Raw genomic sequence first — 12,902 nt, 5'->3', positions numbered from 1 at the left:
GCCTCCATCACGTGCCGAATTCCTTGAGCAGCACCGGCACGGCCGGATCGAGCGTGCGCGCGGCCAGCTTGAAGTTGGCCACGTAGCGTCCGGTGCCGTGATAGCCGGGCTGCCCGCCCTGCCCCTGGAAGCGCTGGCGCCAAGGCCGGTCGAGCATGGCGATGGCGAAGTTGCCCGCGCCGTCCTGCACCGGCATTTGCGGCGATGCCGGCACGCCGTTGACCACGGTCGTGCGCGCCGCTTCCATGCGCCGCCGGATCTCCGACACCGCCAGCACCCGCAGCCCGCCCTGGCGCAGCGGGATCGGGATGGGCGCCGTGTGTTCGAGCGCGACGCCCGCCGCATCGCGCCGCAACGCGGTGAGCTGCCCGTCGTTGTTGTTCACGCCGAACTGGATGCCGTGATGCGGCTCCTCGCACATCACGAAGTTGGGCACGCCCTGGAACAGCGCCAGCAGCACGCCCGGCGCCAGACGCTCCAGGCGCAGCGTCTCCAGCTGCTTGTTCTTGATGGCCGGATCGTCCGGATCGAAATTGCGCGGCGGGTTCGTCTCGCTCACCGTGCCGGCAAAACGATACGCACGCACATCCATCTGCGGCCAGCCCGACACGGCGCGCGATCGCATCAGGAAGCCTGTCACCACATCCGCCGGGCCCGGCAACTCGAGCTTGGCCAGGTCGTCGAAAACCAGGCGTCGGCGCTGCAGGTCGCGCACGTGGCGCTCGGTGATGTCCAACTGACGCACGACATAGCTGGCGCGCGCCTGGTGATGCGCCTGTTCGCGCGAACCCACCTTGCCCACCGCGATGGCGCCATCCACCAAGCGATCGGTCCAGGACCGGTCGACGTAGAAGAAGCGGATCGACTCGATGGGCAGCAGCCGCGCATCGGGCACCAGGTAGTCGAAAGGCACGCCGATGAGCAGCCGCAGGTGCGACAGGAAGCTCTCCATGTACGGCGGCATCTGCGCCTCGCGCGAAGGTGCATCCACCTGCCGATGGGCCACCAGCCGCTCGTGCAGCGCCGCCTTCGACTGGATCCAGGGTTGCTTCATCGTCCGCCTCCCTTGCCCTTGCCCTTGCCCTTGCGTGCGCCCACCGGCCCGAACACCGTGCTGCCTGCCTTGCCGATGGTGTCGACGCGAAGGCGCACGTTGTCGATCACCTGCCCGCGCGTTTCCTGCAGCATCGACAGGCCCTGCACGTCCTTGAGCACCTCGGCCAAGGTGCCGCCCTTGAGCACCGGCTCGGCCTGCGTCGGCACCCGCGTGGCCAGGGGCTGCGAAATGCCCAGCATCGCCTCGCGCGCCGCCTCGATGCCATCGAGTCCGAAGGCCTTGGCGACGAGTTCCGGCTGCATGCCGCGTGTGGCGCTCATCAGGCCGAGCCCGAACGCATCGCCGGCGGGCGGGCCCACGGTGGCAAACGTCTTGATCAGCTCGCCGGCCACCACCGGCAGCACGTATTGCTGGAGCTTTTGCGGGATGGCCTCGGCCAGCACCAGGTCGAGCCGCGCCTCCAGATCGGCCATCACGTCCAGCCGGGCCGCCGCGCCGAATCCCTTGCGGCGCCAGCGCATCAGTTCCTGGGCCAGCCTGGCATCGGCCGCGGCCAGCAGGCGCCCGACCTCGAAGGCGCAGGCATACGAGATGTCCTGCAGCCCCAGTTCGGGCGCGATGCGACGCGCCTGGTCGGCGCTGTGATACGGCCCGTCGGGATCGCGCTGCAGCGGCATGGGCACCAGCGGGCCGCGGAACAACGCCGTCTCCTTCGTGCCGGCGCGGGTGCCCAGCTCGACGCGGATGTGACCCGTGTCGGTCACCGGCGGTTTGCCGTCCTTCGTCTTGCCGATCAGGCCCACGTCCAGGTGCTGCATCAGCTGCATGAAATCGCCATCGCCTTCGCAGGTGAAGCTCCACGAAGTCATCGCCACCAGCTTGGCGCGCGGCTTCTTCAGCCTGGGCAGGACGCGCGCCTTGGCCAGCACGTTGGCTTCTTCGCGCACCCGCGCGCCCTCGAAGGCGCTCGCGCTCCTGAAGGCCTGCGGCGCATCCAGGAACGCGGGCAGGCTGGCCTCCTTCATCTGCAGCACGGTGTCGTCGTCGGCCAGCTCGAAGACCGTGTGGTCCAGCAGTCCCACGAGGCCGCCGCCGTGGCTTCCGACGAAGGCCGGCGGGTTGGTCGCCACCAGGTCGGTCCGCCCTTCCAGCGACACCAGCACCGCGCGGCACTTCTTGCCCGGCGCGGGCAGCCGGTTGCACACGACCACCGCGAACCATCCGTCGCTGCCTTCCACCGACAGCTCGCGGTCGTTGGCGTTGACGCGCCGCACATGCGAAAGCAGCTGCAGTTCCTCTCGCGCCGGCAGCACGGCATCGAGCAGCGCGCGGTCGATGTCCAGCGCCTCCACCAGCACGTTGGCGGGCGAGCCGATGGTCTTGAACACCGCCGACGGCAGCACGCTTTCGAGCGGCAGGTTGGGCTGCAGCTCCCAGTCCTCGCCCTCGGCCAGCAGCAACAGCGCCATCCAAGGTGTCGGGTAGTCCGGCTTCTGGTTGGGCAAGGCCGTGGGCGCACTCGGCGCCGGCAGCGCGTTGGCAATCACGCGTTCCCAAGGCAGCGTGCGTCGCCGCATGACGATCTGCGGCAGCACCGCCGAGAACGGGCCCTGCGAATTGCGCGGCGGCACCACGCCGGCGATGTCGCCCGGGTTGAGAACGAAACGCGGCCCCACCACCGAGAAATAGCGCTCGTGCGACAGGGTCTCGGTGGACGTGCCCGACTTCTCGATGCTGGTGGAAACCTCGTAGCGATAGTCGCCCGGCAGCAGCGGCGGCGCAGCGTAGTCGTAGAGGTACATCGATCCCGATGGCGGAACGGGCTCAGCCATGGCTCACACCTTCTCCTTTCCGGCGCGCGTGGCGCGAACGGGCTTGCGGGCGGTTCGCGTGGGCCGTGTCGGCGGCGTGGGCCGCGTGGGCCGCGTCGGCGGCGTGGGCCGCGTGGGCCGCGTCGTGGCCGGCAAGACCTCGAAGCGCACGCGCACCGCGCCGTCGGCGCTCAACGCCAGCGGTGCCACCAACTGGGGCGGCACGTTCTCGGCCAGGCGTTCGCCCCAGCCGTCGGCATCGCCGGGCAGGCCGATCACGCCAGCCAGACGCCATGCCTCGCGGCTGCCCACGCTGATGGAGAGGTAGCCGCGCTGGATGCCCACGTCGTCGGCCAGCGCGTCGTAGACGAGCGTGCGTCGCGTGCCGGCGGACACCACCACCGGCGCTTGCGAAAGCTGGCCGCCATCGCAGGCGATGGCCAAGTCGCCATCGTTGACCGCACTGGCGTCCAGCGCGTCGAGCTGCACGACCACCACCGTCACGTCGTCGGGCAGGCGGGTCTCGACGGCCGTCTGCCGCACCATCACTTCGCCGGCGCGCACCAGGCCGGCACTGAGCAACCCTCGACGCCCCGCCTCGATCGGCCGAGATGTCTGCACGCTGGCACCGCGAGCCAGCAAGGTATGCGCACCGACCATGGCCAATTGGCTGCCGGCCTGCCAGCCCACGGCCGGCACGCCGCCGGGCAGCGACCAGTTACGGCTGATGTCGCCCATGCCGGCGCCCAGGCGCGACGCGTTCGCATCTTTCAGCCCCGGCACGCGCCCCAGGCAGGCAACGGCAAGCATCGCGGCGTCTTCGGGCATCTGCAGCACCTGCTCGCTGGCCAATGCGCGCTCCTCGTCGAGCAGCACATCGCCCTGCGCGTCGAGCCAGGCGATGCGGGCCACGCCGTCACCACTGAGACGAAGGCGAATGCGGGCGCGGCCGGCGGCATCGGTCTCGGGCAACTGCCACAGGTGCGTGGTGCCGGCCGGCACGTCGAAGCCATTGCCCATCACCTGCTTGGCGGCCTCGTCGAAGGCCGTGGCGTGGGCCACGCCGCCGGGTGCGAATGCGGGATGCAGCAGACTGCGTTCGCCCTGCACGGCGCGTGTGGGCGCTGCCGCCTGCGCCGGCGCGGCGCGGTGCAGTCGCGCACCGGCCAGTGCCTTGCCGCGCGGTGCATCCATGCGTACCGCGCCCTTGGCCTGCCGCACCTTCAGCACGGTGGTGCGCAGCGCGAGCGGTTCGCTGCGCGTGGGCGTGCCGCGCTGGCGCATCACGGCCATGAGGCGTGGCGCGTCCAGGCGCGGGGATGTGTCGTTGCCGTCGACGAAGACCGGCGGCGTGCCCTGGGCCGGCGCCTGCATCGTCAGGCCGGTGGTCAGCGGCACGATGCGAGCGGGCGCCGAACGGGTCACCAGGTCGCGCTGAGCCAGTGCCGACAGCGCCTGTCCGCGCACCGCTGCCCGGCCGCTCGCGAACTCCGGCGAAGCCAGCAGTGTCGCGCTGGCATGGCGCCGCTCCTGCGGCGTCCATGTGAGCACGAGGTTGCCCAGATCGACCGCCACCTGCCCGATCGCGATCAGCTCCCCGAAGAAGGCCGAGCCCGGCTGCTCGAACGGCAATGGCAGCGCGTATTCGGGCAGGTCGTCCACGGCATCGGTGATCTGCACCAGCGCGCTGCGATGGACGATCTCGGCCACGCCTTCCACGCGCAGACCGGACAGGCGCCGGATGTTGGCCGCGCCCGCCTGCACCTTGCGCGGGTCCTGCCAGCGCCAGGTGGCTTCGGGGAAGTTGCCGCCGCGCTGGCTGAGGATGAAGCGGTCCGGATCGAGCGCCTGCGCCAGCGCGCCGCCGTTGGCCAGGCGGATGCGCAACTGGTGGCGCGCCGTGACGCTGCGGCGGTTCATGGGCGCCAGGTCGACCTTGCCGCCCAGGTCTGCGTCCATGGCACGGTCCGCGTCCTGCCAGCGCAACGCGTTCGAGGGCGCGCGCGTTTCCGATTCGAAGACCCACTCGGCGCCCACGACCCAAGGTGCCTCCTTCGTGCCCGGAGCCGGGTCGGCACCGGGCGGGTTGGTGGGCAGCAGGCCCGCGCGCAGATGCACGTCCACCGGATGGTCGCGCCCGTCGCCGGTGGTGAGGTACTTGTCGCGAAACACCGAGAAGTCGTCGATGTAGTCGATCTCGCGCGCAGGATCGCCGAACTCCACGCGGATGGTGACCACGACGATCTCGACTTCGACCCAGCCGAACATGGGCGGGCCTTCCACATGGACCGTGGCGCCCAGGCTGACGCCGATCTCGCCCAGCCAGGTGTCGACCGATGCACCGATCTCGATGCCGGTCTCGAACACGTAATAGAACGGGTCCCACGACACCAGCACGTCGAGGTAGCACTTGAACCAAGCCTTCACCGGTCCGCCGCGGTAGCTCGCCTCCAGGCGCCCGCCGGCCATGACGCAGGTGGTGGTCAGGGCGAAGTAGCTTTCGCCCTTGATCACCACGCAGTCGCTCACGCTCCAGCGGAAGCCCAGGCGCGGCACCACCGGGAATTCCGGCGGCTTCGAAAAGGCCTTGTGATAGCCGCCCAGCGTGAGCACGAACTTGCCGGTGTTGAACCACAGGAAGAACGCAAAGCCGCCCGTCAGCTGGCAGGACGGATGGAACAGGTACGAGCGATCGGTGAGCTGCGCCTGCACCGACAACAGCCCTTCTTCGGTGGAAAAGCGCGCCTTGAGCGCCAGCTCGATCTGCGCGATGGCGAAGTCCTCGGCCGGCAGCGACATGCGCGACAGCCCCAGCAGCCCGACCTCGAAGCCGTGATCCAGCGCGACGTAGATCACCGCCGTGGAATTGACCACCACGAAGGTCGAGAACTTCAGCCCCGCCGCCAGCCAGAAGCCGCCGCGGCTGGGCGGCATGTTGGTGCCCATGGTGCGCAGCGCGCCCATCGGGTCGTTGGCGAAGCCGCTGTTGTCGATCGCCGCCACCAGCGGAAAACCGGGGATCTGGTTCAGATCGGTGGGCACGATCAGCGATCGATTGATGCCCAATCCGCCGCCCAGCCCCAGCACGAAGAAGTAGGGCGGCCCGCCCAGCGGGATCGGCAGCGAGACGAAGACGAAGAACGAAACGTACTCGCCCAGCTCGTCCTTCGGCCGCGCGTACGAGCCGATGGCGGTGAAGCCGCGCCCGGCCACGTCGACCATGAGCGCGCCGTCGTAGCTGGTGGGTGGCCCCGCGTTCTTGAGCAGGCCACCGGCGATCTTGACGGTGCCGGCCTCCAGCGACACGGCCATGCCCTTCAGATCCAGCCCCCACTGCGAGGCATCGCCCAGCTTCTTGATGGGAATGACGATGGTCAGGTCGTCTACCTGCACCGCCAGGCCCGAGATCTTCACGCCGCCGTCGAGCAGCAGGCCCACCTTGTTGCCGCCCTCGAGAGTCTGCACGCCGATCTGCTCGATGTAGATCGGCCCGAGTTGCTTCTGGACGGTGATCCACAACGCCTGGTCGCTCTGCCCGCCGATGGTCAGCGAGAAGTCGTTGGGGGCCATGAAGCGGATGCCGATGTCGCATTCGGGGCTGACGGCGGTGGTGTCGCCGCCGGCGCTGCCGCCGTCGCTCGACAGCAGGCTCGCCGCTACGGGGTTGCCACCGTCGCCGCCACCACCGGCGGCCGCGCCCAGCGGCAGGCCAAAGCGCGTCAGCTCGGCCTCGAAGCCCCAGCCGCTGGTGGAGAAGGCGCCGAACAGGTTGACGTTGAAGAAGGCCAGCGCCGCCACTTCGCCGATGCGCACGATGCTGGTGTCCACCAGCGGCTTCTCGTTGCGGTTCGAAAAGCCCAGGCCCACGCCGCGCGCCTTGATCTGCGGCTGGAAGGCGAAGGCCGGCAGCGTGAACAGGTTGAGCGTGAAGCCCGCATCCGCATCGCCCAGCGGGCCCGAAGGACGCTGGCCGAAATACAGCGTCAGGTCGAAGTCGCCCACCGCGATGGGCAGCTTGCCCTTGAGCCGTGCACCAAGCCGGCCGGCATCGGGAGACAGCCCGATCGACAGATCGCCCAGCGGCAGCGACAAGCCAGCCAGCAGGCCCTGCAGCGCGCCGGTGACCAGCGCCGGCAGATCAGGCAAGGTGGCCGGCAGGTTGGTGCCGTTGCGCAGGTGGGCCGCATCGAGCACCGCGCCGAGTGTCGGCCCGCCGCTCCACAACACCGACGCATGGACGCTGCGCGTCGCCTCGAAGATGACCTTCACCGCGATGGGCAGCAGCCACTGCTCGGCCAATTGGGCCGGCAGCGCATCGCTGGCCACCACCTGTGCATTGGGCAGCAGCCGCACTTCCAGCGGCCCGGCATCGGCGGCGCCGAAGGGCCGCAGCTTGAGCACCACCGGGCCGCCGCCGGCCTCGAACAGCAGGGCCGGCACGGCAGGCACGCTGATGACCGACAGATCGACGCCCAGCGCGGCGCTCACGCTCAGCGCACTCGATTCGAAGCCGCCCGCCAGGCTCAGGCGCAGCGGCGCGGCATCCACGCGCCAATCGATCGCCTCGAGCCTGAACGACGGTCCGCCCGCATCCCAACCCGCCGCCACCCGCAGGGTGCCCGACACGCCGGGCAGCGCCGGAGAAGTCCAACGCAGACGCACGCCATCGACGTCGAACTGCGTGCTGCCGGTCAGCGTGTTGAGCAGCGTGCGCGCGGCGGTGATGAAAGCGCCGCGCAACCCGCCACCGATGCTGGCGATCGAGCCGCCGACGAGCAGCGCGCGCCATTGGCTGCTGTGCGCGGCAAAGCCGCCCGGTGCGTCGTAGAGGTCGAGCGCGCCGGCAACCGCCAGCGTGTTGGTCTTGAGCGCGGAAGCGGGCAGCGCATCGTCGACCGCGTCGAGCACGGCCGGCAGCAGCGACTGCGCCGCCGCGCTAAGCAGCCCGCCGAAGCCGCTGAATTCCGGCAGCAACTGGATCGGCGCACCCGCGCCGCCCGGCGTGACCGACAGGCTCACCTGCCCCGTTCCGGTCACGCCGAAGGCCACGGCCAATCCGGGAAACGCGCCGGCCGCCGGCACGTCGATGGCGACACTGCCGCCGGGGCTCGCGTGCAGCAACTCGTCGATGGTCAGTTGCGCCGCCAACCCGAGCACGCCGCCGATGGGCGTGCTCGTGCCCAGGCTGAAGGTGACCGCGGACGTGCCGCTGGCGCCCAGTTGCAGGCCGCCCGGCAGTGCAATGCCGGGGCCGGCCTGGCCAAGCGCATGGGCGATGGCGTTGAACAAGGCGGCCACCTTGGCGCCATCCAGCAGCCCCGCTGCGGCACCGCCGCCACCGCTGCCCAAGGCCTTCGGACCGGTGAGGAAGCGCACCGGATCGAGGATCAGCGCATCGAGCGCAGCGATGCGCGCCGCCGGTGCACCGCTGGCGGCCAGCAGCGCCTCCACCAACCGCGACACCGCACTCGACACGAGAAAGCGCGGCAGCAATTCGCTCGCCTTGGCCTGCAGCGCATTGCCGGCCGGCAGGGGAAGCACCGTGAAAGGCGCATCCAGCCACGGCGGCGCCAGCACGGCCAGACTGGGCGCGCCGCCTTCGAAGCTGGCCTGCAACTCGATGCCGCCGAGCGACAGCTGCAGGTGCCCGCTCGGGCGCATGGGCTGCGAGGCCGAGCCGAGGTCGAGCCCGGCGTCCAAGGCCAGCGCGATCGGCGCCTGCGAGGCGTTGCCCGAGCTCAACGCACGATCGATGGCCACGCCCAACTGCCAGCGCGTGTTGCCACCCACGCGGCGGGCATTGAGCGCGATGTCGCCCAGCGCGAGCCGGTAGCCCTCGGCCGTGGCCAGAATGCCCAGCCAGCCCTGTGCCAGAGCGACGTTCAAGCGCGGCAGCAGGAAGCCCATGGCGTCGGCCCGCAGCGCCGCCAGCGCATCCATCGAGAAGCCGACGCGGCCCTGCGCATTGAGCGCCAGCAGGCCGATGCGCTGCAGCCCGTCCGACAGTTCGGCCACCAGGCTGCCGGGCGTGGGTGGCGGATTGAACACGCGGTCGAAGGCCGCCCCGACGAGCGCCGGGGCCAGCGGATCGTCCAGCAATACGCGCGGCAACGTCGGCCCGTGGAAGGCGGCGTCGAGCGCCTCGCCTTCGACGCTGAAGGCCAGCGCGCCACCGCTGCTGCGGGTGAGGCGCAGTGCCAGCCGCAACGCACGCACGCGAACGTCGGCGATGGGCATGCCGATGGCCAGGTGCGCCTGCGCCGGGCCTACCAGATAGCCGCCCAGCGGGTCTTCCAGGCTCAACGTGGCCGACAGCGCCTGCGCCGGACGCGCGGGCTCCGGCACACCGGCGCGCAGGGCAATGCGGACCAGGTCCGCGCGCACATGCAGCCGCACCGCGGCCAGCGAATCGACACGCTCGCCCAGGGCTGCGCGCACGCCCACGCCCAGGTGCGTCGGCGCATCGGCACTGGCGGCGGACGCCAAAGCCGACAGGCCGCTGCGCAGCGCCTGGAACGCATCGCCGCCCAGGCTGCTGCCCAGCGCGAGCGCCGGCACGCCCCCCGTGGCCACGCTGGCGGCAGGCGCGAAGCTGCCGACCGGGAAGACGCTGGGCACCGGCAGTTCGCCGCTCGGCCCTTCGTGCCAGCCGTCGAGCGCGTCGTGAAGCAGCGTGAGCGCGTCCTTGATCGGAGATGCCGGCATCGCGCCGATCCAGCGACCGGCCAGGCGCAGCGCCTGGGCCTCGGTGGCATCGCGCAGGGCCGTGAGCGGCGCGCCACGATGCGGTGTGCCGAGCGTGACGAGGCCAGCGGCCTGCGTTGGCTGGTCCAGGCAGAACTGCCGCGCGGCCACGCCAGCGGTGCTGTGCGCCACGATGAACAGCCTGGCTCCCGGACGCAGTTGCGCGATGCGTGCGGCCACGCGGGCGATCTGCTGCGACAAGGTCACATGGTTGCCGCTGCCATCGTCCTGCAGATCGGCGGTATAGATGCGCGACACGCCGGCAGTGACGTCCAGGTCCACCGTCAGCGGATTGGCGCCTTCGATGCGCAGGTCGAAGTGCCGCGCATCGGCACTGGTGGGCGCAGCGGCCGGATCGCGCGCGACGGTGGCGGCAATGAAGTCGTCCCAGCAATCGCGGCCGGCGAAGGCGGGATGCAGCAGCAGCACGACGCGGTTGGCGGCGTTGGGCTCCCAGGCCTCGATGCGATCGAGCGCGAGCGAGATCAGCAGCACGTTCTTCGGCTGCAGATGGTGCGCCGCCTGTGGCACCACCGCGCCCAGTTCCCACGCGGGATCGTCCACGCATTGCGAAGCCACCGGCACGAGGCCATCGCTTTCTTCGAGCGAACGCGCCAAGGCGTCCAGCCCGGCGGCGAAGGCAGGCACGGAGCCACCCTGCAAGGCCTCGCGCAGGGGCGGCAGCAGAGCAGCCAGGGGCGCCGCCGCGCGCAGCATGGCGAGCGCGTCGCCGCTGGCGCCCACGGCACCGGCCAGCGCCGCGCCCCATTCGGCGGGCGCACCATCCGGGTCGAGCCACAGCAGCAGCTCAGTGCGGGCGGCCGGGCCGCTGCCGGCGATCGGAACGCACCAGGGGTCGGCGTACACGCCGCTGCCGCGCAGAGTGGGCAGCGCGTCTGCGATCGACTGCAGGTTGGGCGGCGTGCCGGCGCCGGTCGCCAGCCCCTGCTGCAGCCAGGCCACGAGGCGCGCGATGTGCGGCAGCGTCTTGGCGGCGCCTTCGTCGACGCCGGCCGCAGCGCCGCTCACCAGGCGGTCCAGCCAGGCGCGCAACGCGGCTTCGGGATCGGTGGCGATGCGCAGCGGATCTGCCGGATCGAACAAGGTGGGCCAGCCCGCAGGCAGGCGCGGCAGGTCGGCATGCAGGCCGACCATCGCGCCGGCCCAGACCCCCGCAGTGCCCAGCGACTCTTTCAGGCCGCGAGCGATCAACGCACTGGCCACCCGCGCCAACTGGTCGGCGGGCAGCGGGAGGCTGGCGGGGTTGCCCAGGTCGATGGGCACCGCAGGCGGCAGGGCCAGCGTGCCCAGCGCCATGTCGGTGCCATCCAACCGCATGCGCAGGTTGCTCAGTTGCGCATGCCCCTGCAGGCCGCTGCCGGGCTGCCACTGCAGCTGCGCCACCAGGTTGTCCGCGGTGATGGGCACCTGCGCCGACAGAGCCGGGAAAGGCCCGACCGCGAGGCGCAGTGTCTGGCCGCCGAACAGGCGCACGTCGGCGCTGCCATCGGCCGCGATGTCGAAGCCCAGCACGTCGGCGCGCCATGCAAGCTGCCACGGCGGACTCTGCAACTGCGCGCGCAGCCCGATGCGCAGCCGCGCGATGGCATCGCCCGGCGTCTCGTTGTAGGCCGCCAGCCCCACCGCCAGCGCGCCGGTGCTGCCCAACGGCACGAACCAGGGCGCATCGGGCGTGCCGCTGCCGCTGACGGCCGTGGGCAGGCCGAACAGGCGGCGCAGCTCGTCGAGCATGAAGCCCCAGTGGTTCGTCGCATCGGCCAGCATTGCGCGGTGCAATGCGCCCAGCGTGCGCGTGGGCTGCGTGGCCAGCGCCTGCAGGCGCGCGGCGTCGAGCCGGTGCGGCCAAGCGCCGGGCGCGCCTTGCGGATCGGCCAGGCCGATCAGCGCCAGCAGCGGCGCGCCCGCACCACCCAGCAGTGCAGTGAGGGCAGCCTCCAGCCCCGCAGCGGCGGCATCGACGACCGAGTCGGCATGGGTCAGGTCGATGCGCGGCTGCGTCGGCATGGCGCCGAAGGTGACGTCCAGCAACTCCAGCGTGGGCAGCAGCGCGCCCTGCTCGCCGTTCCAGCGCAGGCCCGCGTTGATGCGCTGCACGACGATGGTGCCGGGCTGGTTGACCAGCGGCCCGGCACCGCCGGGCGCCGTCACGAGCAGATGCGCACTCGGCAAGGCCAGGGCCGAGCCGGTGCCGGCCAGCGGTATGGCCACCAGCGTGGCGCTGGCCTCCAGACGCGCGGGCGGGTTGGCGCCATCGGGTGCGATGCGCAGGCCGAGCGACAGGTGCAGCCGGTTGTCGGCGCGGGCCACGCCCAGGTTGAACTCGCCGTTGCCTCCAAGCGCCAGCAGTCGGATGCGACGCGGGTCATCCAGGAGACCGCTGCCCTGGGTCGCGACCGGCAGGCCGACCAGCCCGCCGAAGTGCCCCAGCCACGTCCCGAGCTGGCCGCCGTCGATGATCTGGCCCAGCCAGGCCTGCAGCGCCGCGGGCCCTTGCGTGAGCTGCGCCATCGGCAGGGGCGGCACCGGGTCTTCATCGAGGCCGAGCACGCCCAGCAGATGGCGCAGTGCCGCGGCCGGGCCGCTGTTGGGAAGCAGTTGCTTGACCAGCGCGCCGATCACCTCGACCGTGGCGCCGCCCAGCGCGGCAGGGTCCAGTGCCAGGTCGCGCGTGCCGCCATCGTCCAGGCCCAGGCCTTCGAGCACGATCAGCAGCATCGGCGCGTTGCCGGTGGCGCAAGCCCAGCGCAGTGACACGCGCGCTGCGGCCAGCGTGATCGCGTCGCCGCCGGCGCGGCTCAGGCCGAGCTCGACGCGCAGGTCCAGCGCCAGCGGCGCCTGCGATTGCCCAGCCACCAACTGCGGCGCCCCGCTGCCGAAGCGCAGCAGCGGCACATGCACGCGCAACTGGCCTTGCGGACCACCGGGCGGACCACCGAAGACCTCGCCAGCGAGGCCGACGACGACATCGGCGCCCACGGCGCGCACCGTGAAATAGGCATTGCCCTGCGGCTGTTCGCCCAGGAGCGGATGCCATTTCTCGCCGGCCGGCGTGCCGGGCGGATTGCGCGGCGGCGCAAGCCGGTCGAGCATCGACAACAGCGCCTTGCGCTGCGCGGGGTTGGAAAGGATGGAGGTGGCGCGCTCGAACACATGCTCGAACCACGAGGCGTCGAAATCGCCGTTGTCCTTGACCAGGCCGATGGCCTTGGCCGCATCCAGCAGTTCGGGGTCGAGCTTGAGTGCCATGGACTTGCCCTTCCCTTGGAGGC

Annotated in this window: 3 protein-coding genes; all 3 read right to left on the bottom strand. The window is 71.3% G+C overall.

All coding sequences use genetic code 11. The features are described from left to right. Window positions 1-7: 7 nt before the first annotated feature. Genes QTH91_RS01055 through QTH91_RS01045 form a run of 3 tightly spaced genes read right to left on the bottom strand, consistent with a single transcriptional unit; the run spans window position 8 to window position 12,879 of the window. On the bottom strand, window positions 8-1,054 hold the full coding sequence (locus QTH91_RS01055) for a hypothetical protein (protein ID WP_286658182.1): 1,047 nt from the start codon (window positions 1,052-1,054) through the stop codon (window positions 8-10). Continuing rightward, window positions 1,051-2,889: a hypothetical protein gene (locus tag QTH91_RS01050; protein ID WP_286658181.1), complete on the bottom strand. Its 1,839-nt coding sequence runs from the start codon at window positions 2,887-2,889 to the stop codon at window positions 1,051-1,053. The genes QTH91_RS01055 and QTH91_RS01050 overlap by 4 nt, the downstream gene beginning before the upstream one ends. Window positions 2,890-2,892: 3 nt before the next feature. Then, window positions 2,893-12,879 carry a DUF6603 domain-containing protein gene (locus QTH91_RS01045; protein ID WP_286658180.1) on the bottom strand — a complete coding sequence of 3,329 codons (9,987 nt, stop codon included), beginning with the start codon at window positions 12,877-12,879 and terminating at the stop codon, window positions 2,893-2,895. Between the last annotated feature and the right edge of the window lie 23 nt (window positions 12,880-12,902).

Source organism: Variovorax dokdonensis (assembly GCF_030316895.1).
GTDB lineage: Bacteria > Pseudomonadota > Gammaproteobacteria > Burkholderiales > Burkholderiaceae_C > Variovorax > Variovorax dokdonensis.
Note: the sequence above shows the minus strand (reverse complement) of the source record. Positions and strands in the feature narration are given on the sequence as shown.

Coding starts and splice junctions, on each gene's coding strand:
- QTH91_RS01045 (WP_286658180.1), bottom strand. CDS start 12,879: ATGGCACTCAAGCTCGACCCCGAACTGCTGGATGCGGCCAAGGCCATC.
- QTH91_RS01055 (WP_286658182.1), bottom strand. CDS start 1,054: ATGAAGCAACCCTGGATCCAGTCGAAGGCGGCGCTGCACGAGCGGCTG.
- QTH91_RS01050 (WP_286658181.1), bottom strand. CDS start 2,889: ATGGCTGAGCCCGTTCCGCCATCGGGATCGATGTACCTCTACGACTAC.